This is a genomic window from Ignavibacteriales bacterium, assembly GCA_026390575.1.
In the GTDB taxonomy this organism is placed as follows: domain Bacteria; phylum Bacteroidota; class Ignavibacteria; order UBA10030; family UBA10030; genus Fen-1298.
In genome coordinates this window covers 75,813-99,434 of record JAPLFR010000006.1, presented here as the reverse complement: position 1 = coordinate 99,434, position 23,622 = coordinate 75,813, and the positions used below count along the sequence as shown (strand labels likewise).

The following is a 23,622-nucleotide window of genomic DNA, read 5'->3' as shown; positions in this document are numbered from 1 at the left end:
AATATACTAATCTATCTCGTATTTTATTAATGTGTGCTCGTTCCGCATTCCCGCAATGCTTTTTGCGCGACGTTCATTCCGTCAGTGAATTTGTATTATTCAAACGTAAACTCGTAATCTGTGAAGTACCATGCTCAAGGTGTCTTTTAGCTTCAGGATCATAAAAAAATCTGCTGAGAGCTAACAATTTATCCAAAGGATGGACCGAATTATTTGACCATTCTCCGGCAGCCCAGGATTCGTTCCCATTTCGATTGTATGCAAGTGGGTTGAGTATATTTGTTTCGATGTGAGATAGATGCGCGTGTGCAATGGAAAAAGAGAGAACAACTAGTAGGAATGCCTTCTGTTTCATATATACCTATCATTTTCATTGTTTGAATTGGTAGTATATAAGAGATGGGAAAAGATAGAAGAATTTCGTCTTTCCTGCAACAAGAGAACTTTTGTCTTCTTGCCTTTCCTTGCTCCAATGCCTATATTTTCATAGACAAATTTCTTTATTTATCAAAAGGAAAAATCTATGGAAAAGATTTTATCGTACATCGAATCCAATCACGAGCGCTATCTTGGCGAATTGAAAGAACTCCTTGCAATTCCAAGTGTCAGCTCACAAACAGAACGCAAACCAGAGATGCGCCGTACTGCCGAGTGGCTTAAGAATCACATGACGAACATCGGTTTGCAGAACGTGCAAATTTTAGAGACGAAGGGGCATCCGGTAGTGTATGCGGATTGGCTTAGCGTGGCGGGCAAGCCAACGATTCTCGTTTACGGGCATTATGATGTACAGCCGGAAGACCCCGTGGACTTGTGGAAGTCGCCACCGTTTGAGGCAACAATTCGTGGAGAAAATTTGTACGCACGCGGCGCTTCAGATGACAAAGGGCAAATATTCATCCATCTCAAAGCTGTTGAAGCATTTTTAAAAAATGGTGATGCACTGCCGGTGAATATTAAAATTATTTTTGAAGGAGAAGAAGAAATTGGTAGTGAGAACCTTGCTCAGTTTGTCAGCGAGCACAAAGAATTGCTCAAAGCCGATGTGATCGTAATTTCTGATTCCGGCATGTTCGCAAAAGGTGTTCCGTCGGTTACCTATGCCTTGCGCGGCTTAGCATATATGGAAGTAGAACTCACAGGACCGAGTGGCGATTTACACTCCGGCTCATTCGGAGGATCGGTGCACAATCCCATTCAGGCATTAACAGAAATGATTGCATCCCTGCACGATAAGAACGGCCGCATTACTGTAAAAGGAATGTATGATGATGTACGTTCTTTGACCAAAGCTGAACGTGTGGCGTTTAAAAAACTGCCATGGAACGACAAGAAGTATGCTACGTCACTCGGTGTGAAACAACTTTACGGTGAAAAAGGATTTACAACACTTGAGCGGCTCTGGGCGAGGCCGACACTTGAATGCAACGGTATCTGGGGCGGCTATACAGGGGAGGGTGCAAAGACTGTTCTTCCGGCAAAGGCGTTTGCAAAAATTTCTATGCGGTTGGTACCAGATCAGTCGTCGGAAAAAATTGCGAAATTGTTTGAGAAACACTTAAAGGCGATTGCGCCGAAAACCGTTTCACTCAAAGTACGCAACCTGCATGGTGGCGAACCGGCGATCACTCCTGTGGATAGCCCGGGTGTGCAAGCAGCTGTTATTGCATTGGAGAAAGGATTTGGGAAGAAACCTCTTTACCAGCGTGAAGGGGGATCAATCCCCATCGTTGTAGATTTTAAGAAACTCCTTGGCATTGATTCGGTACTTCTCGGTTTTGGTCTGCCTGATGAAAATGCTCACGCGCCAAATGAATTCATCAATCTCGACAACTTCTTTGGCGGTATAAAAACAGTTGCACATTATTACAAAGAATTTCCGAATTTCTGGAAAAGCGGAAAGAAGAAATAACGATAGATCTTACATCTTGCAAAGTATTAAACACCTCTCCGACCGCTTACAGCGATCGGAGAGGTAAGTAATCGCAAGGCTGATAGTTACTACATGAGTGCGTGGTCGAGGTCTTCAATTAAATCGGCTTTATCTTCAATCCCGACCGAGAGGCGAATCACACGCTCGTTAATACCGGCTTTCTCACGGAGTTCCGGATTCATCGAGGCGTGCGTCATTGTTGCCGGATGGCAGATAAGAGATTCAATGCCGCCCAGTGATTCAGCAAGAGCGAAAATTTTTGTTGAGCGAAGAACATTATTCACCTTTTCAATCCCGTTTTTTACTTCAAATGAAACCATTCCGCCGAATCCGCGCTGCTGACGTTTCGCAAGCTCGTGTCCCGGATGCGAAGATAATCCAGGATAGTACACTCGACTCACACCTGGATGCTGTTTTAAGAAGTCAGCGACGGCGCGTGCATTTTCTTCGTGTGCTTTCATCCGTGGAATAAGAGTCTTGATTCCGCGAAGTACGAGCCAGCTGTCAAAAGGGGATTGTCCCACACCGAGTGTGTTGACAATATATTGCAATCGGTCAACAAGCTCCGGGCGGTTAACAACAACGGCTCCACCGACAACATCACTGTGCCCGTTTAAATACTTTGTCGTTGAATGAATAATAACATCGGCACCGAGTTCAAATGGGCTTTGGAAGTAGGGAGTAAGAAATGTGTTATCGACGAAAGCGAGTGCGTTACATTCATGTGCAAGTGCGGCAAGCGCACGAATATCCACGACGTTGAGCAGAGGATTACTCGGTGTCTCAATCCAAAATCCTTTTGTGTTTTTGCGAATGGCGGAACGCACTGCATCGAGATTTGTCATGTTGACGTACGAAAGTTGAAATCCAAACATCTCGCTGTACGTTCTCAGCAATCGTTCTGTTCCGCCATAACAATCGTTGGTACAGATGACATGGTCTCCGGCACGGAGAAAATGGAGCGCGGTCGTCGTTGCGGCCATTCCCGTTGCAACAGCTTTGGCACTGAGACCGCCCTCCAGCGCTGCAATGTTTTCTTCAAGAGCCTTCCGCGTTGGGTTCGACGTTCGCGTGTAATCATACCCTTTCGTCGTACCAACATTCTCAAAACGGAATGTCGAAGTTTGATAAATTGGTGTGATGACACTGTTGTATGAATTGTCTTTGTCAACACCGGCATGAATTGCAATAGTTTGAAGACGCATACAGCACCTTTTCGTTGATGGTTGAATATAAAAAAACCTCTCCTGATGAACAGAAGAGGTGACAGATTCACAGTATCCTTCTTCCACTCATCTTTCTCCGTTCATTGCGGAGCAGGAATTAGCACCTGCCATTCCGAGAGTTCGAAACCGGTTGCTACGGCGTCACAGGGCCTTTTCCCTCAGCCGTTCTTGATAAGAGTTAGAGTATTTTTGAGAACAAAACTTTCTCTTAGTAATATAATGCAGGCACCAGCATTTGTCAAGAAATACTTTTAAACTTTATCAATTGAGAATAACGATGAGTGTTGCGCTCTGAACAATATGTTTTTACTCATTCTTGTTTTGCAAGGAGCGTGATATCTATATTCTCCAGAATATTTTTATGGTAGCCAACCTCTGCTGCATGAATCATTGCAAGGCCGACATCTTCCAACGTACAAACATTCTTTGGGGAGAGGATTTTCAATAACGGAAACAGGGTTCCCGCCGCTTTAAAGATTGGTTTTACATTCTTCTGTCCTTTGGTCGGCTTCATAAGTCCCGGCCTGAATAAGAACACTGATTTGAACGGCAGCTTTTTGAGATCATTTTCCGTTTTTCCTTTCACTCGAGCCCACATCATTTTGCCATGTTCAGTACTGTCGGTTCCAGTTCCCGACACATAACAAAACGTCATCTCGGGATTAAGTCGTGATAAGGTCGTTGCTGCTTGCATCGTAAGATCGAATGTAATTCGCGTGTATTCTCGTTCTTTCATTCCCACAGAAGAAACTCCGAGGCAGAAAAAGCATGCGTTGTACCCTTTGAGCTTCTCTTCAAGAGGAGAGTAGTCAAAGAAATCTTGATGGATCAATTCCTTCAATTTGTCATGCGTTACCATGCACGGCCTTCTGCCGACAACTAAAACTGATTCTATGTTTTTATGCTTGATAGTTTCAAGAAGAACGCCCTCCCCAACCATACCTGTGGCACCGAAGAGTATTACTTTGATTTTCATTTGTCGTTCACCTCTTTTGAATTATCCTCAATGCGTATACCTATCAACCGATTAATCTTTACAGGAGTTCCTATTTCATCTTCGACAATAAGTCCTGAGTGTGTGTCAATAGTTCCTGACCACCACATGCTCCATGCCCGGGAATCACAATGCTCGCAAATGAGTAGTCAGCAATCACACGAGTAATAGTCTTTGGCCATTCACTAAGATCAGCGTCTGCTAAGTTCCCGAGGTTCCCTGAAATCAACTCCTTAACCATACATCCTGCAAACAATATTTTTTCTGATGGAATCCATCGACACGATAAACTCCATCTCTCAGCCGCAGTAACCTGTTGCTCTATTATACATCATTGTGGGCTGCCAATATACTTCGCTTCCCAGGATCATACGCGGAGATCTGCGAAATTCTTGGAATCCTACTGACGATAACAACTCTTGAGCAATCCTATTTGCTTCCGGAACAACTGCGGTCTTCTTGCCGCGATTCAATCGCAGCTTCATTAATCCTAATCCGGCATCGGCAGTACGTGCAATAATTAATCCTCCACCGAAATCAGGAAGATAAAATCCTGCAATACCGCCTGTACTACCAGCAGAGGTGTCTGCTGTATATATCCAACCCGTTGAAAAAAACCGTTCAATGAATTGATATCGGTCTTCGCCAGTAACTTCTCTGTCTAATTGCTTCACCGTGAGAAAATCTTCCTGTCGCATTTCTCTTACATGTGAAATATGCTGAGTGGGAACGATCGATTCTCTTTTATAAAACACATACATCGAACCTATCTCAAAACCAAGCTTTCGATAGATCGGTTCACCCATCGCACTTGCTGTTAATAATTGGCTTGTACATCCTTTACTTCGGCAATAGTCTATGAGATGGCTTGTGGTTTTTTGTCCTATTCCCTGTCTTCGATATTCCGGCAAGACAATGATAGTTCCCAACCAGCTGATAGAACCATGGATGATGCCGATACCGCAGCCGACAATCTTATCATCCACTTCAGCTATCGACGGGTAAAAATAAGAATGACCAAAATGAAAAGAGAATAATCTGGGAAGATCTAAATTCCAATCTTCAGGGGGAAAATTCTGTAATAGAGGTATCTCTGATTCCAATATTTGTCTAATTCTCAGCATAACTCTTTCTCATAAAATAATTATTTCAAATTTCGACGCAAGGGAATTATTGCGAGGGAGGCAATGCAGGTTCCGCAAAAATTGTTTTCTCGCGCTCCACCATTACAGTTCCTGCCGGTACACCTTTGGGTTTTCTCACGTACTTACCTTCGCACATTGTCACAGGTACAAGTTTTGATTTTTTCATCTTACTGTAATATGCTGCAATTCCTGCAGCTTGCTCAATTGCCTGTTTGCTCACCTCACCTTTGCCTGTTCCGATTTTCAAAACCACATGCGAACCGCCGACACCGCGCGCATGGAACCAGAGATCGTTTTTTGCTGTATGGCGTGTTGAGAGGAGATCGTTGTTCTCGCCGCTTTTTCCTGCCCACACCTGAAAGCCGCCGGCAATTGTAAATACCCGGAATGGCAGCTGTTCTTCTTTTTTCATCGGTCCTGATTTTTCTGCCTTCAGTCCGAATTGTGAAAGTGCGCTCCGATTTTCTTCTGCGAAGTGTTTTAAATCGTCGGCTGAAGATATCTCTTCCATCCGATCCAAAAGCAGAGAGAGAGATTCCTGCCGCTGAGTCAATTCCGCAATGCGATGATGCTGTTCTTCAGTTGCATGCCGGGATTTATCAGCTTTCTCAAAATATCGTTCTGCGTTTTTTGACGGAGTGAGATGCTGGTCAAGCGGAATTTCTACAAGTGCATTGGAACCGCTAATAATATCTTCCACCACCGCTGTTGTTTCACCTTTCTTGAGAAGATATAACTGTGCGATGAGAAGTTTGCCGAACAACTCGTACTGTTCAGCACGATTTGGCTTCTCTGCTTCCTCCGCGATTTTATGAAGTGTACGCTCTGCGTGTTCACGCTCTCGTTCCAGCACCCGGACAATATCTTCTTTTTCTTGAAGAACGCTTTTTTCGTGATGTACATTGGCGCGATATGTTTGAATTGCTTCTGATACGGAACTAAAACTCTGAAACGTAAAATTATCTAGGTGATGCAGAGGAATAATCGAGAACCTCACTGGCGATGCCTCGTCGAAGTACACTCGCGGTGATGGGGGAGCAAGAAGTTCTTCTTTCATTCTCTTTGCAGATTCCAACAGCCGGGCAATTTCATTTTCCAGAAAAGTGTTTGCCGTTTGTGCACCATCCAGACTGGCGCGTGTCAACAATTCTTTTACAAGCACTGGACCAAATTGTGGAAACGCACGCTTGAGTGCAGTCGTTAGTGGTTGATCAGAATATGTAGAAAGAAATATTTCCGAGGTTATGGCGCCGGATTTTGTCTGAAGAGAATCAATTCCTGTAACTTTTGCATCGGATTTCTTTAAGAATGTTTCTACGATTATTCCATGTGCATCAAGCAACAAGACATTCGCTTTCGATCCGAACAATTGCACGATAAATTCGTGTTTCTCATTCAAACGAATATGCAGTTGTCGATCTGTTGGATGTAGGAAAACCTTTTGGATGACAGTACCTTGGACATCAGTAAAAAGATTGGTGGAGTTCCGCCGTGCGCGTGCAAAAGTTTTCCGTGCATAAAGAAAATTATTCGCAGGCTCGCATCCGGTAATGATAACGGCTTGTGTCTCTTTACATGAGATCACCATTTCACCCCGATGTTGAGTAAAAATTTCGTTGACGGTTTGTCCGGCAAACTCGTGCTCCAGCTCAGCTGCTATGTGAAACAGTGTGTAATAATTTGTAATCATTCGTGTTTATCTGTTATCCACAATTCATAATCAAAGTCCGTAAAAATGAAAGGAATTGCAATCCCGATGTGGATAACTCGTGGATAGCGGGGTGCAAATGATGTGCAAAAGTAAGACTTGCCGTACCCTCGAAATTTCCGTACATTTGATTGGAATCAACTAATCAAAGGAGTTTTGAGTGGTAGCAAGCATGACCGGTTTTGGCCGCGCAGAAGTCAACAAAGACGGCATTACTGTCAGAACAGAGGTTCGCAGCGTAAACAGCCGCTATCTTGATCTGACACTGCGTTTGCCGCGTAACTTTTCCCAGCGGGAAAAAGAAATGAAGGATATTGTCCGCACGTTTTTGAACCGGGGCAATTTGAATATCATCGTAAAAGTCGAGCATGATTCAAATGATGTCGTTCCATTAAAAGTGAATAAAGCCGCGGCAAAATCGTACTACAAACTTTTAAATGAAATCCGCAAGTCTGTGAAGCTGCGTGAACAGGTAAAACTTGAACACTTGCTGACGTTTTCTGATGTGCTCGAGCCTGTCGATGAAGAAGAAACGGATGAGACTGAATGGGAACTTGTACAGGAATCCGTTCGTCAGGCGCTTGAAAGTCTTAACGCCATGCGCGCGCAGGAAGGATGCGAGCTGGCTGCTGATCTCGAAAAACGAATCCGCTGGATGGATGAAACCTTGAATGAAGTAGAGAAACTTTCGAAGGAACGAATTCCCGAAGAGCGTATAAATTTGCATAAGCGCATTGCTGAATTAGTAGCAGATAAATATGTTATCGATCAAAACAGGTTGGAATTGGAAATTGCACTGCTGGTGGATAAATTGGACATTACAGAAGAATGCGTCCGTTACCGCAGTCATAATAAATATTTTCTGGAAGCACTCAACAAGAATGAAGCCGCTGGCCGAAAGTTAAACTTTCTTGTGCAGGAGATGAACCGTGAGGCAAATACCATCGGCTCTAAATCCAGCGATGCGACAATTGCGCATCTGATCGTCGGATTAAAGGAAGAACTAGAAAAAATTCGGGAACAGCTGCAGAACATAGAATAATGAGCGGAAAATTAATTATGATTGCCGCTCCAAGCGGCTGCGGTAAAACAACAATTGCCAAAGCGATTTTGGCAAAGCATCCCGACATGTTGTTCTCCGTCTCGGCGACAACGCGCCCGAAACGCAGCAGCGAAGGAGAAGGCAAAGATCATTTTTTTTTAACGAAAGAAAAATTTGAAGAGTATCTCCGTCGTGGCGATTTAGCAGAGTGGGAAGAAATTTACGGCAATTATTATGGAACATTAAAGAGTGAAATCAACAGAGCGCTGCAGCAAGATCGCATCATGGTGTTTGATATAGATGTAAAAGGTGCATTGTCGATTCAGAAGCATTTTCCAAACGAGTCCATTCTGATATTCATCAAACCTCCAAGCTTTGAGGTATTGAAGAATCGATTGGAAAGCCGGAATACAGAGAATCCGGAAACACTGAAACGCCGGCTGGAACGTGTACCGTTGGAATTGGAGCATGGGCAGCAATTTGATTTTCAAGTCGTGAACGATGATTTGCAAAAAACCATCGATGAGGTGGATAAAATCGTTCAAACGAGCATCAAGAATAATATTCAATCACATTCATAGTTAATGGAGGTAGAACAGTGTCAGTCAAACCAATTGCAATGCACGAATTTTTACAACAAACCGGTAACATTTACGAAGCCATCATCGTGGCATCTAAACGTGCGCGGCAAATTCACGATGATATGAAAATTGAGTTGACGCAGCAGCTCGAAACGCTGAAAGCGTTGAATGCAACCCCGGAACCAGAGGACGACATGGAAGTCGCAACTGTCAACCCGGATCAGCTCAAAATTAGTTTAGAGTTTGAAAAAAGTCCTAAACCGACAGAAGTTGCGATCAACGAAGTGCGCGAGAAGAAGATCCCATATCATTATAAGGAACATGTCGATTTCTTCGCGAAAGACACGTCTAAAGATACACCGGCAGAAGAGTAACGAGAAACGCAATGCGCGGCAAGCATGTCTTGGTTGGTGTCACAGGAGGAATTGCAGCTTACAAAGTTGGTTATCTTATTCGTGAGCTGATAAAGTCGGGTGCAGATGTGAAAGTGATGATGACAGAAGCGGGAACGCGCTTCGTTACACCGCTCACGTTCTCGGCACTTTCAAAAAATCCGGTCTTCACCGATTTATGGTCAAGCAACCAATCGTCGGATTCCGACATTAGTACCCAGCATATAGATCTTGCCAATTGGGCGGATGTTCTTGTTATTGCACCGGCATCTGCTAACACCATCGCGAAGCTCACGTACGGTATTTCAGATAATCTGCTGACTGTTGTCTCTCTTGCAACCGCTCGACCGATTATTCTTGCACCAACAATGGATGCAGAAATGTATCTTAATATGGTCACACAGAAGAATCTGTCAACATTGAAAGAACGCGGCTACTTCGTCATTCCACCGGCAAAAGGCGAACTTGCCAGCGGCTTGAGCGGACCAGGGCGTTTGCCTGAAATTAAAATTCTTGTTGAGACGATTAAAAAAGTTCTAGTTCATTCAAATCAGGATTTGAAAAAGAAACGGATCCTGATCACTGCCGGACCGACATTTGAAGCAATAGACCCTGTTCGTTTTGTGGGAAATCGTTCTTCAGGAAAAATGGGATTTGCCATCGCGAATGCTGCCGCCCAGCGCGGTGCTGATGTCACGCTTATCGCCGGGCCAGTGATTCGTGAAACGCCGCGCAACGTGAAACGAATCGATGTTGAATCGGCCGAGGAAATGTTAACTGCTGTTCTTGCACATACAAATAAAACAGATGTCGTGATTATGTCAGCAGCAGTCGCGGATTTTACACCAGCCCATCCGGCAACGCATAAGATAAAAAAACAACTCAACAGCGAGACAATGGAACTAACACTGAAAGCGACACCTGATATCCTCGCGACGCTTGGTACAAAGAAGCGGAAAATGGTCCTTATTGGATTTGCTCTGGAAACAAAAGATGAACTTACCGGTGCAAAAGACAAATTGCAGAAGAAAAATCTCGATCTCATCGTGCTTAATTCTTTGAGTGAACAAAATCGCGTATTCGGCTCTGATGTAAACACGGTTACTATGATTGACCATCGTGGTAAGGTGGAAAGGCTTCCCAAGCTTTCAAAGTTTGATGTTGCGAACAAGATACTCGATAAAGTCAAAACGCTTATTTAGGTAACATCTAGAGCATTCGTCGTCTCTGGATTTAATCATTTCACATGTCTCTCAACGAAGAACTCAAAAATATTCTCACCGATACTGAACGATTCTTGAAACAGCAGCAGGAATTGTATGGCGAAACGATTTTTGTAGCGAAAAATGAACAAATTTCTGCCGAATCAACACAGATGCCTACATCGGCAAACACTGCACCTGCTCTTCCCGAGATCGATCTCTTCGGGAACGCGGTTCAGCAGACAACAAGTCATCATAAAACCGGAGAACCAATCTTGCCAGCATTTCCCAATGAATCGTGGACAGAAACTAAGAGTCTAGAAGAATTAAATAACGCAATAAACACGTGCATGAAATGCGGCCTTGGAAAAACAAGAATCAAATTCGTGTTCGGCGTCGGCAATCCGAAGGCAGACGTGGTCGTGGTTGGCGAAGCGCCGGGCGCCGATGAAGATGAAAAGGGCGAGCCGTTTGTCGGACGCGCCGGACAATTGTTGAACAAAATTCTCGAAGCAGTTCAATTTAAACGGGAAGAAGTTTTTATTTGCAACATACTCAAATGCCGCCCGCCGAACAATCGTGATCCGCAAACGGATGAAATCGATTGCTGTGAGCCGTACCTTTGGAAACAATTAGAAATTCTCAAACCGAAGATAATTCTCTGCGCCGGACGCATTGCCGGCCAATCGCTGCTGAAAACGAATTCTTCGTTGACGCTTTTACGCGGCAAAGTGCATGATTATCGCGGCATTCCACTTATGGTAACGTATCATCCAGCGGCTTTGCTTCGTAATCCGAACTGGAAGAGACCTTGTTGGGAAGATATGCAGCAGTTTCGAAAATTGTACGATGAGATGAAAGTAGGCAAATAACAGCAAATCACAAAATTCAAAAAACAAATTCCGAACAAACACCAAATCCCAATACTCAAATTTGAAGTTTTTCTTTTTGAGATTTGTTTGATATTTGATTAATTGTATTTTGGATTTTATTCTTAATGGGTATGAACAAGAACAAAGAATATATCAGCAATTTAAAAAAAGCATGGCGTGATGAAATGTTGAGCGCCACGAATTACCGTGCCCTTGCCGAACAGGATAAGAACCCGGAAAGAAAATCTATTTTCACCCGTATGGCAGAAGCGGAAGACCGCCATGCTGCACGCTGGGCTGCGCGCTTGAAGGAACTTGGCATTGAGATGGGCTCGTTCAAGGAAAATCCGATAGAACTGCTGCGGAAGAGAATGCTGCTGAAAAGTTCTCCTGAAGCCGCCGCTCAAATGCTTGAAGTGGGCGAGAGTCAGGCGGATACGCTGTATGAAGCGATGATTCAAGCGGCAGAAAATGAAACTGACCGCGAGGCATTGCTCGAAGCCCAGCGGGAAGAGAATGCGCACAGTCTGATATTGCAAGAGATGTCAAGTTCGCGCGTCACGCGCCATCCGCAAAGCCGGCTCGAGCGTATCCTTGGAAAAGAAAAATGGCACGTCACTGCGGGCGGATGGATTGGTCAGGCAATTTACGGAGTGAACGACGGGCTCGGCGCGGCATTTGGCGTTGTCAGTGGAGTGGCAGGTGCAACAGCAGCGAATAGTAATTTTATATTATTGAGCGGACTCGCAGCGGCAGTTGCATCCGCATTATCGATGGGCAGCGGTGCATATCTTGCAACGAAATCCGAACGTGAGGTGTACGAAGCGGAACTAGGACGCGAAAAACGCGAGATCGAGGAACATCCGGAAGAAGAACAGGAAGAGATGGAGCTCTTCTACCAGCTCAAAGGATTTTCACCGGAAGAAGCCAAAAAAATGGCAGCAAAACTTGCCGAGCAGCCGGAACAATTTCTTGCAACTCTGGCACATGAAGAATTGGGACTTTCTGAAAAATCGTTTCCGAACCAGTGGAAATCAGCAATCAGTGCAACGATCAGCACAGCAGCCGGTGCTATTATTCCTGTGATTCCTTTTATATTTTGGTCGGGAATGGAAGCGCTCGTTATTTCGTTTATTATCAGTACAGCAGCGCACTTCGCAGTCGGTGCATCGAAGGTGCTCGTCACCGGACGTTCGTGGCTTAAGAGCGGCACCGAGATGACGCTTGTCGGATTAGGCGAAGCAATTACAACGTATCTCATCGGCATGCTCATTGCACCGATGATTAGATAGAACAAATACTTCGGTAAAGTACTTATATATGCCAAACATCGTTAAGGAAAATTTTCTTAAAAGACTTTCGGAGAAATTTGGGAAACCAACAAAACTCCAAAGCAGTCTTTCTCTATTTGATATTGGGAATGGTGTATGCAAACTTTACATTCGGTATTCAAAGGTTCATTCAAAGAAACAGGCATTTTACGGTCTTCGTGTCGAAGACTTAAGACAATTGCAGGCAAGTAATTCTGTGATAGCTTTTCTCTGGGACAATCAGACTGAACCTCTTTTCATTCCATATGGTGAATTCGAAGATGTTTGGTCGAGTGTATCACCAGCATCTGACGGACAAATAAAAGCACAAGTATTCCTGAAAGAGAATCAAACAGAGCTATATATTGCAAATGCTGGAAGATTCAATGTTGAGGCATTCCTTGGTTGGCAGATTCTTGACAGCTTAATAGATAAATCGAGTATTAAGAATATTCCTAATTTCAATCATTCACAAATACAAACTCTACTTGGTGGAATTGGCATTACCCGTGGTTTCGATGTCTGGATACCTACTGTCGATAGAAGCAAATTGGATTGGAGTCTTACATCTCAATTTGGATTGAAGAATGACATTCCAAGCAGATACGATCGAATTGCCAACACAGTTAAGGAAATAGATGTTGTCTGGTTGAAAAGAGGATCAAGTGAGTTGACGGCATTATTCGAAGTTGAACATTCTACTCCGGTTTACTCAGGATTGCTTCGTTTCAACGATCTTTATTTGTATGAACCACATCTTAAGTTACAATTTAATATCGTCTCAAATGAACTCAGACGATCACTTTTTCTAAGACAAATCAATCGTCCAACATTTAAAACGAGTGGACTTTCAGAAATTTGTAATTTCATGGAGTATAAAGATGTCTACAGTTGGCACAAGCGGGCAAGCGAAAAGAAAAGATAAAATTTCTGGATGGGTTTTATTGAAGACTTATCGAGGTCTTTTCGAAGCACCACAGTTCTTTAGAACAAAGAAAAAAGCTCAATCTGTATTAAAAGAACAATCAAAAAATGTAAATCCAGATTATGATGAGATAGGGATCTTTGCGTTGTCAGATTGTGTTTGGGAAAACAATTTTATTGGAGCCTTTTGAAATGTCAGACCCGCGAAAAATAATTGACTTCAACACACCGCAGTCGGTGTCAACGGAAGGGCGTGTACCGCCGCAGGCGGTGGATGTTGAAGAAGCCGTCATCGGAGCGATGCTGTTGGAAAAAGACGCCATCGCAAAAGCGATTGAAACTCTGGATGACACTGCTTTTTATAAACCCGCACATCAAAGCATTTATCGAGCAATGATGGCGCTGTTTGAACGAAGCGAACCGGTCGATCTCATAACGCTCACGGAAGAACTCCGCCGGCGCGGCGATTTGGAAAAAATCGGCGGCGAGTATTATCTCACCGAGCTTACGACAAAAGTTTCGAGCGCTGCAAACATAGAATACCATGCACACATCGTACTGGAACGGGCGTTGATGCGGCAATTGATTCATTCGTCATCGGAAGTCATCAATCGTGCGTACAGCGAAACCGAAGACGCGCTCGGTTTGCTTGATCAGGCAGAACAGAAAATTTTCGATATCTCCGAGCAGCGGATGAAAAAAAGTTTTGTCTCGATGAACACTGCCGTACACAAAACGATGGATATGCTGCAAAGTATTCACGGCAAACACAGCGGCGTTACCGGTGTGCCGTCGGGTTTTGCTGATCTTGATTCCCTCACAGGCGGATTCCAGCCGTCGGATCTTATTATTATTGCAGGCCGTCCATCGCAAGGGAAAACAGCGCTTGCGCTTTCGGTTGCGCGTAATGCGACAGTTCTGCATGATATTCCCATCGGCATGTTTAGTCTTGAAATGTCCACGCAACAGTTAGTGATGCGATTGATGTGTGCAGAAGCGCGCGTGGATGCACACAAGGTTCGCACAGGCCGCTTGCCCGAAGATGAATGGAAAAAGTTAAGCACCAGTGTCGGCCGGCTCTATAAAGCAAAAATGTTTATCGATGACACACCAGGACTTGCCGTACTGGAATTAAGAGCAAAAGCACGGCGGTTGAAAGTAGAGCATAACATCGGCATGATCCTTGTAGATTACCTCCAGTTGATGCAAGGACCGCGGAATGCGCAAAGCCGGGAACAAGAAATCTCCGCTATTTCCCGATCGCTCAAAGCGCTCGCGAAAGAATTAAATATTCCGGTTATTGCACTGTCGCAGTTGAATCGTTCTGTTGAATCGCGCAATGACAAACGGCCGGCATTATCCGACTTGCGAGAATCAGGTGCAATCGAACAAGATGCCGACGTTGTTGTTTTTGTTCACCGACCTGAAATGTTTGGTATAACAGAACAAGATAACGAACCAACAGAAGGTCTCGCGGAAATCATCATCGGCAAACAGCGTAACGGACCGACAGATACCGTAAAATTGCAATTTATCAAGCAGTACGCGCGGTTCGAAAGCAGAACTGTCTTTCGTCCTGAAACATACTTGCCTGAAGAAACGCCGGAAACAACACCATTTTAAATTTTGGATTGCGAATTGCCAATTGCAGATTGATGTTAAATTCTGAATAAACGATACCGCTTTTTGATACCTGATCAATGAAAACTTGATTTATTATGAATTGCCGCAGAGCTCTACAATTAATTTCTGTTCTTATCTTAGTCCCCTTTTTCCTTCAACCACAGAAGAAAACAAGTGCTGAAATTCCTGTTGATCCGAACGAATTAATCTGCAAAAATAAATTCAATCTCGCTGGTTCGATGAAATTGCGTGAGAAACCGATAAACGAGGTTGTCATTGAAATTGCAAAATCCTTCATCGGTACAGATTATGCCGCCAACACCATAGATCCACCGGGCAAGGAACAGCTCGTTATCAATCTGCAAACACTCGATTGCGTCACGTTCTATGAAAACTCGCTTGTACTCGCGCGTTGTATCAAGAAGAATAAGTTGACTTTTGACGATTATAAAAAGGAACTTCAATTTGTTCGTTACCGAGGCGGCATCATCGACGGCTATGCGAGCCGCCTGCATTATACATCGGATTATTTCTTTGATAACGGAATAAAGTCGGTCTTGAAAGATGTGACGAAGAAGCTTGGCGGTGTGACTTTCAAGAAGAAAATAAATTTCATGTCAACCCATCCGGATTCATATCTTCAATTAAAAAACTCTCCAGAGAACATTAAAGGAATCCGGAAAATTGAAAATGAAATGAATGTACGGATGATGTATCACATTCCGAAAGCGTATGTTAAAAGAATAGCATCACAGATCAAGGACGGCGACATCATCGGCATCACTACAACAATTGACGGATTGGATTGCACGCATACAGGCATTGCCATCTGGCAAAAAGGGAAACTGCATCTCCTTCACGCACCCGTTCCCGGTTCGAAAGTGCAAATCACTGAATTGCCGCTCTGGGAATATCTTGCGAAGATTAAAAAAGACGCGGGAATAATGGTTGCGCGTCCGATTGAGCCGTGAATTCGTTGAGTGAATGATGTTACAAAAATATTTATTATTTCTTGGCAATCTTTGCGTTACTTTGCGGTTAAAAAATAATGAAGTAAACCATGCCTTCTCGTTTATCTATTGTACAAGGTGACATTACCACACAAGTGGTGGATGCCATCGTGAATGCGGCAAACAACTCCTTGCTTGGCGGCGGCGGAGTTGATGGCGCAATTCATCACGCGGCTGGACCGAATCTTTTAGAAGAATGCCGCACACTGGGCGGATGCGAAACCGGCGGCGCAAAAATTACAAAGGGATACAATCTTTCCGTAAAATTTGTCATTCACACGGTTGGTCCAATCTGGCAAGGGGGCGATCATCATGAAGACAAACTGCTGGCAAGCTGTTACAGAAATTGTTTTGCACTTGCACGGAAACACCATATCGGCACCATCGCATTTCCATCCATCAGCACGGGTGTGTATCGATTTCCAGTTGAACGCGCCTCGCGTCTTGCTCTGCGCGAAATTATCCAGGAACTTGAAACCAACACGAATCTTAAACGTGTTATTATCGTATGTTTTGATCGAGGGACATACGAGACCTATATATCAGCCGAACAGGAATTATCTAAAAAGAATTAGTGTTGTGAGAACGGAGAACCATGAAATTGAAATTTAGAAAATACTGCTTCTTGCTTGTCGTTTGCTTTTTGACTCAAGTATTTGCTCAAAAACCAATTGTCAGTCCGCGCGATTCAGTAAAAATGAACTTCAATGGAAAAATAATTGCAGTGAACTATGGCAAACCATCAATGCTTGGGCGGAAAATATTCGGAGCATTTGTTCCGTACTACAAAGTGTGGCGCACCGGCGCCGGTGCGGCTACAGTGCTGACGACAGACGCCGACCTTGAAGTGGATGGAGCGGTCGTGCCGCGCGGCACCTATTCCCTCTACACGCTTCCAGCTGAAGAGCGCTGGAAACTTATTATCAACAAACAGACAGGGCAGTGGGGTACTACGTACATGCCTCAGCTTGATCTTGCACGCATCGATTTAAAAGTTGCAAAACTGAAAACACCGGTCGAAGAGTGTACATTCAAGTTGGAAAAAAACGGCACGGGCAGCGGTACACTTAAGATTGAATGGGAAAATACGTCGCTTTCTGTCCCATTCCATATCAGTAAAGATTCGCTGATGCCAAGTCCACCGGATTCATCAGTCCTTGTCATAAACAATAAACGATTATCAGTGAATTACAGCCGCCCGTCGATGCGCGGCAGAAAAATTATGGGTAGTGTGGTTCCGTACGGTGTTGTCTGGCGCACGGGAGCAAACGCAGCAACAAGTTTTGTCACGCAGACAGATATTGTTGTGTCCGGTGTTACGATACCGCGCGGATCGTACACGCTCTACACACTCCCATCTTCCAACCAGTGGAAACTTATCATCAATAAGCAGACGGGGCAATGGGGAACGGTGTACAATGAAAAACTCGATTTCGCTCGCATTCCGCTGAAGAAAGTACTATTGAAACAGCCCGTGGAAAAATTCACAATGACCTTAGAGCGCACTGCAGAAAAATCCGGTGTGATGAAATTGGCGTGGGAAAAAACCCAGCTCTCTGTAAACTTTCAACTAAAGTAGGAGAAAAGCCATGGCAGCAAAGATTACGGTGAAAAACAACGGCAGTATCCGCGTGGAAGGTGAATTTGAATTGTTCGATATAGACGGCAATAAATTTGATCTTGCAGGGCGTGCAACGATCTCGTTGTGCCGATGCGGCCAGAGCAAAGACAAACCATTTTGTGATGGCACCCACCGTGCGTGCAACTTCCAATCAGATGTGAAAGCACATAAATTACCGCCAGTTACGCCAAAGGTTTAGTCAGACGTAAGCTATCTCTCCGATCAATTACAGCGATTGGCGTGACTTGGACGTGATGAATCACGTCCCTACAATTTATTCCGTTGGCGCGTTACTTCATAGAGAAACACCGCGCTTGCACTTGCTACATTAAGCGAATCCACGCCGGACTGCATGGGAATCGCTACCGGCATATCGCATATGGAAAGAACCTGCGGCGAAACTCCATTACCTTCACTTCCAAAGACGAGACAGCAATTGCCGGAGAAATCTGTGCGCTGAATGCTGTGTTCTTCTGTGTGCGGATGTGCCGCAAAGATTTTAAATTGGTGAGAGCGTTGAAGCGTCGTGAGCGTTTCCACGAGATTCGTGCAATGCACAACCGGCATTTTGAATATTGTCCCCATAGAATTTCTCACCGAGCGTCGCAAGTATGGACTGCTGGATGTCTCGCCGACAAGAATAGCTTGCACGCCAAATGCTGTGCAATTTCGTACAAGGACACCGATGTTTTCGGCATTGGCTAATCCGTCCATCGCAACAAATAACCGCGGCGATGACGATTGTTGTAACACTGAGTCAAGCATTTCTTGTGCTGGAATTTTTCCAAGTGCCATAATACTTTGATGCAAATTGTATCCCACAATCGTGTTCAGCAATTCTTTCTGTCCAACAAAGACGGTGATGTGTTCAGGACGTGCGGCGAGTCGTTCGCGGTAATCTTCTAACCATTCCGGTGTTATAAGAACAGAAACAATTGTATGAGCGCTCTCCAAAAGTCTTTGAACAACGATTGTTCCTTCCGCAATAAACATGCCTTTGCGAAACTGCTCGACCGATTGACGCAATGTGCGATACGGCGTCAATTCCGGTTGATTGAGCGATGTAATGGAAACGGTTGTAATCATCTTGCTCAGCGTAATAACTTTTTGAGTCAAAATTATTTTCTTGACTAAAATACAAAGAAGTCGGCACCAAAACTAATTGCAAAATTAACATTTTAGATGAACCGAATTAATGGGCAGTGTCTCAGTTTAGTGCGGTCAGTCCCGTTTGCGGGACTAACCATAAATGATAGCTACCACTTTTGCCGGTCAGACATTGACATTACCTCCATAAAATTCTAAGTTTACTCATTCACACATTGACCCCAGCTGACCAAGCAGGGGACTCCTATGTGCTGGTTACATGCCTGAAGAAAACTTAGAAGCCTCTGTTGGCGAAAGCTGGCAGAGGCTTTACTGTTTTATATCTTCCAACGAGCTGTTAGAAAAACAAAAAAGATAAATGTGCAGGACTACGTTTTTACAAAAGTTAGTTGCAATTGTCTTTGAAAATTCAAGAAAGGAATGTGACCTATGAAGAACAGTGCACGGATTTTGCTGGCAATCGCTTTCGTCTTCGCCAGTTCGCACCTATTGCTCGCTCAGTGGACTCAAACCGACGGACTCTATGGTGGAGGCATTCGATCTCTATTTGTGAGTGACTCGATTGTTTTCGCCGGCAAGGACAATGGAGTTTATATCTCCACCGACCATGGTTTAAGCTGGACTTCATCCAAAATGAGCCCGGGTGGTGTCAGTGCTTTCGTCACTACGCATAGTGACACAGGCGGCACAAAATTCTTCGCTGCAGATCTTAATAGCTACGTATATCGTTCCACTGATAAAGGTGCAAGCTGGTCTGCCCTCAACAACGGCTTAACAAACCAGTATGTTATTTCTCTTGTCGCTTCTGGTGCAAATCTTTTTGCAGGCACAAGAAGCGGAGTATTTCTATCAACCAACGACGGTGGAACTTGGAACTCTGTAAGCAGTGGATTGTCAATAAACACAGCGGTTATGTCCCTTGCCGTCTCGAATACAAAACTATTTGCGGGAACGGCTGGGGATGGGGTTTTTCTATCAACCGATGGAGGCAATCAATGGGTGCAGCGCAATACGGGTCTAACCTGTATGGATGTTAATGTACTTGGCGTGTCAGACACGAGTTTTTTTGCAGGCACCACGGGTGGTGTATTTCGATTGACTGGAAATGACACAACTTGGACTCAGATGGGTCAGGCGATCAACGTTTACGCGTTTTGCCACGACTTGAGCAAACCAAATGGCATGAATTACTTTGCTGGAAGCAAGGCTGACTCCCTATTCCTCTCGACGGACAACGGAGTAAGCTGGCCGGATATTGTCGAAAATGATCAGAGCCACGGTGATGATATATTATGCCTTGCGATCTCCGGGTCGAATCTCCTTGCGGGCGCCCGATTAAGCGGAGTTTACCGTTCGACCGATAATGGTTCGAGTTGGTGCGAATCCGATTCTGGTTTGACTTTGCAGATAATGTGCCTTGCAACTCTCGGCAGTGATGTCTATGCAGGGACAGGTGGCGGTAGAATATATGCGTCGTCCAATAATGGCGCAATTTGGGAAAGGATCGGTTCATTACCTCATGGTGGCATATTCGGATTTGCAGTCTCTCCACCAGCCAATGATACAGGTTCAACCAATATTTTCGCGGCGACAAATGGTGGGGTATTTCTATCATCCGACATTGGCAAAACATGGGCAGATGTGACTACGAATTTACCTACGTTCGAGGTTCGTGGTATCGCTATTCAGGAAAGAAACATTTTCGCAGGCACAAGTGGTGGAGGAGTTTTTTACACGAACAACAATGGTGTAAGCTGGATTCGATCATCTTCCGGACTTACAAGCGATACTGTTTGGGCTCTAGGTGCCAGTGACTCAGTGATCTTTGCCGGAATTCTAGACGGACTTTTTCGTTCCACCGACAGCGGGGCAAGTTGGACCAAAACTTCTTTTCTCTCTAATGAGCCTCTTAGATTCTCGAGTGCTTGGTCGATTACTGTAATCGACCACGACGTCTTTGTTAGTACTGAAGAAGGCATCTGGGTCTCGACTGATGTTGGCATAACATGGACGTTGATGCCAGGCGAATTGGGAAAGTCGATCAATCATTTCGCCGAAACAAAGAACAATGTGTTGGCAAAAAGCTTTCTTAATGCAGGTGAGATAACATCTCTCGCGGCGAAGCGCGATTTTTTGTTTGCGGGGACTTCGCGCGGTGTCTGGAAAATTCCAATCTCGAACATCACTTCTGTGCGAATGCCCGATCGCGATGTGTCGACAGCGTTTCGTTTGGAGCAAAACTATCCTAATCCGTTCAATCCAACAACAACCATCAAATACGGACTTCCACTAAGGAGTCAGGTTAGGATACAGATATTTAATATACTTGGTCAGGTCGTGAAAGAACTGGTCAATACTGAGCAGCAAGCAGGATATCAATCCATTGTTTGGAATGCGAATGTCTCTTCGGGATTGTATTTCTATCGACTCGAAGCTACATCGAAAGACGATCCCTCGAAGCTGTTCGTCGAGACGAAGAAGATGCTCCTCCTTCGCTAAAGCTACGGCGGATATGTACTGCTGAGATAGCATATCTTATAGTCAATCTGAATTTACTAATCCGAACGTGCAGAACTCCCTTGGAGTTCTGCATTATTTTGTTTAGAAGAATTAAAAACGTACAATCCCTATGGGATTTACGTGTTTCAGATTTGAATGAAAGACTCCATAGAAGTCATATAATTATATTTGTCTCGGAGAATGATAAACGTGCAATCCCTGTAGGTTTTATGGATTTCAGATTTGTGGGAACGACTCCGTAGGAGTCGCATATTTGTAATGAAAGCTAATAAAGGGAACAGAACTCCGTTAGGAGTTCAACACACGCTGCCGATATTTAATTTGTTTTTCTAATTCGCTGAGTAGTTACATTAAATGAAAGATTTTTCTGAAATCCACATTTGATAAAAAGAGCATCGCTTCTCTTCCCAACACTCCTGGTGTCTATCTTTTCTATGGTGTCGAAGACATTCTCCTGTACGTTGGTAAAAGTAGGTCAATCCGTGCACGTGTTCGCTCGCACTTTGCTGCGCGAGACGAGCGCTGGTTGATAAAGCGCATTTGCCGCATCGAAGTTCGTGAAACAGCCGGTGAGCTTGGCGCGCTTTTACTGGAATCTCGACTCATCAAAGAATTACGGCCGATGTACAATGTGCGCTCACGACAACCGCGGCGCATTATTATTGCAAGACGTGTAGATAATGAACAAGGGTACGCAACGGTCAAATTGGAAGCGATCGATTATCTTGACATCAAACCGGGCTCACCTATCATCGGCATCTTTAAACACAAAACACAGGCAAAGGAATTTCTCGATACGGTTGCCAAAACGCACAGGTTGTGTCCAAAACTATTGCGATTGGAAAATTCCAGCGGGTATTGCTTCTCATATCACCTTGGACGATGTGACGGTGCATGCATGGGCGAAGAAGATGTTACAGCGTACAATACACGTGTGGAAGCGGCGTTTGAAGCACGCCGCATTATCGCGTGGCCGTTTGATGGAGCAGTAACTATAGAGGAAGTTTCGAAAGATAAAAAACTGCACGAAATATTTGTGATCGACAACTGGTGTTTAATTGCAAGCAATACTGGCAATGATAATATCGGAAAGAAATCCACGACACCACAGAAATCTTCTCCACACCGCTTTGATTACGACAGTTACAAAATTCTTTACAGTTATGTGATGGAAGAAGGGAACAAAGTCAAAATTCAAAAAGCAGACAAATCAACCCACCAAGTACCTTAGACTGAGAGTTATGTATTGCACTAACTAATGTTCCGTAAAGTAAGTTGATTTATAGCCACGACGTTTACGTCGTGGACAAATAAAATAAAGAAGCATCGGCTTTAGCCACATTTTGAATCGGTTTGGGCTGAAGCCCAGATTTATGGGAGATATTAAAACCACGACCTGTCCCGAAGGGATGGCGTTGCCAAAGGTCGTGGCAATATTTTATTGCAATCTGTGGACATCAGTCGCCAAAAAAATCATACCGTTAGAGACATCCTCAAGAACTGATTTCATACAATATGTGTTAAACTACTATGGAAACTAGCACTGCTTTGCAGCACTCTGATAGTGAGCGATTATTCAAAATTGCTTTTGGACTTGCAGTCTTCACAATTCTTTACAACATAGCCGAAGGACTTATTTCTATGTACTTCGGGTATAAAGATGAAAGCCTGGCATTGTTCGGTTTTGGCGCTGATAGTTTTATAGAAGTTCTTTCAGGACTTGGTATAGCGCACATGGTTCTGCGTATTCAGCGACAGCCGGACAGCAGCCGCGATAAATTTGAGCGAACTGCTTTAACCGTTACTGGATTTGCATTCTATGTTTTGGTCATCGGACTCATAACAACAAGCATATACAATCTCTGGATAGGCCGAAAACCTGAGACAACTCTCTGGGGTGTGGTGATTTCAATAATTTCTATTGCGGTGATGTTGGCTTTGGTGCATTACAAAACAAGAGTTGGCCGACAGCTGAAATCCGATGCAATACTTGCAGATACAGAATGCACAAAGGTCTGTATTTATATGTCCGTCGTGCTGCTTGTATCAAGCGGTGTCTATGAATTAACACAGTTTGCTTTTATGGACATTGTTGGAACTCTCGGACTTGCGTATCTATCCTTCAAAGAAGGACGGGAATGTTTTGAGAAAGTAAAACAGAATAGCCATTGCTCTTGCTGAAGTAAAAAAATTGAAAATTAAATATTTAATTACTTCCTAAACATTTACCTGTCCAGTCAATCCGGCGTTGAGAAACGATAGATATTTTGGCTTCCATCAAAAATAGCAAGCGGGCGAACGTGCCAAGAGACTGCCTCGTCCCGATTTATCGGGAATGCGAAATATTCTATTATTAAACTTATGCAACTATTGAGGATGGTATTATGGCGGGCAATGGATGACCGGCAACGG

General features: G+C 44.2%; 22 protein-coding genes and 1 riboswitch. Of the genes, 17 read left to right on the top strand and 5 right to left on the bottom strand.

The genetic code is table 11. The features are described 5' to 3' along the window. The first annotated feature begins 523 nt into the window (after positions 1-523). Positions 524-1,912 carry a dipeptidase gene (locus tag NTX44_04175; protein ID MCX6120797.1) on the top strand — a complete coding sequence of 463 codons (1,389 nt, stop codon included), beginning with the start codon at positions 524-526 and terminating at the stop codon, positions 1,910-1,912. 89 nt (positions 1,913-2,001) lie between these two features. Here the strand turns inward: NTX44_04175 and NTX44_04170 are convergent, their stop codons facing one another. The 4 genes from NTX44_04170 to NTX44_04155 all read right to left on the bottom strand — a co-directional run bounded on the left by NTX44_04170 (position 2,002) and on the right by NTX44_04155 (position 6,988). Next, the gene (locus NTX44_04170; GenBank protein ID MCX6120796.1) at positions 2,002-3,138 is read right to left on the bottom strand and encodes a PLP-dependent aspartate aminotransferase family protein; all 1,137 of its coding nucleotides are present in this window, start codon (positions 3,136-3,138) and stop codon (positions 2,002-2,004) included. Between the two features lie 84 nt (positions 3,139-3,222). Beyond that, positions 3,223-3,337, bottom strand: a riboswitch (SAM riboswitch). A 132-nt stretch (positions 3,338-3,469) separates the two neighbouring features. Then, positions 3,470-4,135 carry an epimerase gene (locus tag NTX44_04165; GenBank protein ID MCX6120795.1) on the bottom strand — a complete coding sequence of 222 codons (666 nt, stop codon included), beginning with the start codon at positions 4,133-4,135 and terminating at the stop codon, positions 3,470-3,472. Between the two features lie 317 nt (positions 4,136-4,452). Then, positions 4,453-5,277: a GNAT family N-acetyltransferase gene (locus NTX44_04160; GenBank protein ID MCX6120794.1), complete on the bottom strand. Its 825-nt coding sequence runs from the start codon at positions 5,275-5,277 to the stop codon at positions 4,453-4,455. A 46-nt stretch (positions 5,278-5,323) separates the two neighbouring features. Beyond that, the gene (locus NTX44_04155) at positions 5,324-6,988 is read right to left on the bottom strand and encodes an NFACT family protein (GenBank protein ID MCX6120793.1); all 1,665 of its coding nucleotides are present in this window, start codon (positions 6,986-6,988) and stop codon (positions 5,324-5,326) included. A 178-nt stretch (positions 6,989-7,166) separates the two neighbouring features. On the opposite strand from NTX44_04155, the gene NTX44_04150 reads away from it, so the two are divergent. From NTX44_04150 to NTX44_04090, 13 genes are all read left to right on the top strand, one after another. Next, positions 7,167-8,048, top strand: a complete 882-nt coding sequence (locus tag NTX44_04150; protein MCX6120792.1) for a YicC family protein — start codon at positions 7,167-7,169, stop codon at positions 8,046-8,048. Next, positions 8,048-8,629, top strand: coding sequence for a guanylate kinase (gmk, locus tag NTX44_04145; protein MCX6120791.1), 582 nt, complete (start codon positions 8,048-8,050; stop codon positions 8,627-8,629). The genes NTX44_04150 and gmk overlap by 1 nt, the downstream gene beginning before the upstream one ends. 17 nt (positions 8,630-8,646) lie before the next feature. Then, the gene (locus tag NTX44_04140) at positions 8,647-9,003 is read left to right on the top strand and encodes a DNA-directed RNA polymerase subunit omega (GenBank protein ID MCX6120790.1); all 357 of its coding nucleotides are present in this window, start codon (positions 8,647-8,649) and stop codon (positions 9,001-9,003) included. 11 nt (positions 9,004-9,014) lie between these two features. After that, positions 9,015-10,223: a bifunctional phosphopantothenoylcysteine decarboxylase/phosphopantothenate--cysteine ligase CoaBC gene (coaBC, locus tag NTX44_04135; GenBank protein ID MCX6120789.1), complete on the top strand. Its 1,209-nt coding sequence runs from the start codon at positions 9,015-9,017 to the stop codon at positions 10,221-10,223. A 44-nt stretch (positions 10,224-10,267) separates the two neighbouring features. Further along, positions 10,268-11,095: a uracil-DNA glycosylase gene (locus tag NTX44_04130; GenBank protein ID MCX6120788.1), complete on the top strand. Its 828-nt coding sequence runs from the start codon at positions 10,268-10,270 to the stop codon at positions 11,093-11,095. Positions 11,096-11,220: 125 nt separating this feature from the next. Continuing rightward, the gene (locus NTX44_04125) at positions 11,221-12,387 is read left to right on the top strand and encodes a VIT1/CCC1 transporter family protein (GenBank protein MCX6120787.1); all 1,167 of its coding nucleotides are present in this window, start codon (positions 11,221-11,223) and stop codon (positions 12,385-12,387) included. Positions 12,388-12,415: 28 nt separating this feature from the next. Beyond that, positions 12,416-13,330 carry a hypothetical protein gene (locus tag NTX44_04120; protein MCX6120786.1) on the top strand — a complete coding sequence of 305 codons (915 nt, stop codon included), beginning with the start codon at positions 12,416-12,418 and terminating at the stop codon, positions 13,328-13,330. Beyond that, entirely contained in the window at positions 13,287-13,520 is a 234-nt protein-coding gene (locus NTX44_04115) for a hypothetical protein (GenBank protein MCX6120785.1), read from the top strand. Before NTX44_04120 ends, NTX44_04115 begins: the two co-directional genes overlap by 44 nt. 1 nt (position 13,521) lies before the next feature. Further along, the gene (dnaB, locus tag NTX44_04110; protein ID MCX6120784.1) at positions 13,522-14,952 is read left to right on the top strand and encodes a replicative DNA helicase; all 1,431 of its coding nucleotides are present in this window, start codon (positions 13,522-13,524) and stop codon (positions 14,950-14,952) included. A gap of 95 nt (positions 14,953-15,047) precedes the next feature. After that, positions 15,048-15,923, top strand: coding sequence for a DUF1460 domain-containing protein (locus NTX44_04105; protein ID MCX6120783.1), 876 nt, complete (start codon positions 15,048-15,050; stop codon positions 15,921-15,923). An 89-nt stretch (positions 15,924-16,012) separates the two neighbouring features. Continuing rightward, a complete protein-coding gene (locus tag NTX44_04100; GenBank protein ID MCX6120782.1) occupies positions 16,013-16,537 on the top strand; it encodes an O-acetyl-ADP-ribose deacetylase in 525 nt (174 codons plus the stop codon). 20 nt (positions 16,538-16,557) lie between these two features. Then, positions 16,558-17,541: a DUF2911 domain-containing protein gene (locus tag NTX44_04095; GenBank protein ID MCX6120781.1), complete on the top strand. Its 984-nt coding sequence runs from the start codon at positions 16,558-16,560 to the stop codon at positions 17,539-17,541. Between the two features lie 10 nt (positions 17,542-17,551). Next, positions 17,552-17,782, top strand: a complete 231-nt coding sequence (locus NTX44_04090; GenBank protein ID MCX6120780.1) for a CDGSH iron-sulfur domain-containing protein — start codon at positions 17,552-17,554, stop codon at positions 17,780-17,782. A gap of 68 nt (positions 17,783-17,850) precedes the next feature. Here the strand turns inward: NTX44_04090 and NTX44_04085 are convergent, their stop codons facing one another. Then, positions 17,851-18,699, bottom strand: coding sequence for an RNA methyltransferase (locus NTX44_04085; GenBank protein ID MCX6120779.1), 849 nt, complete (start codon positions 18,697-18,699; stop codon positions 17,851-17,853). A 420-nt stretch (positions 18,700-19,119) separates the two neighbouring features. On the opposite strand from NTX44_04085, the gene NTX44_04080 reads away from it, so the two are divergent. From NTX44_04080 to NTX44_04070, 3 genes are all read left to right on the top strand, one after another. Then, positions 19,120-21,189 (top strand): T9SS type A sorting domain-containing protein, encoded by a 2,070-nt coding sequence (locus NTX44_04080; GenBank protein MCX6120778.1) that lies wholly within the window; start codon positions 19,120-19,122, stop codon positions 21,187-21,189. Positions 21,190-21,604: 415 nt separating this feature from the next. Further along, positions 21,605-22,441 carry a GIY-YIG nuclease family protein gene (locus tag NTX44_04075; protein MCX6120777.1) on the top strand — a complete coding sequence of 279 codons (837 nt, stop codon included), beginning with the start codon at positions 21,605-21,607 and terminating at the stop codon, positions 22,439-22,441. Between the two features lie 299 nt (positions 22,442-22,740). Continuing rightward, a complete protein-coding gene (locus NTX44_04070) occupies positions 22,741-23,391 on the top strand; it encodes a cation transporter (GenBank protein MCX6120776.1) in 651 nt (216 codons plus the stop codon). Positions 23,392-23,622: the final 231 nt, after the last annotated feature.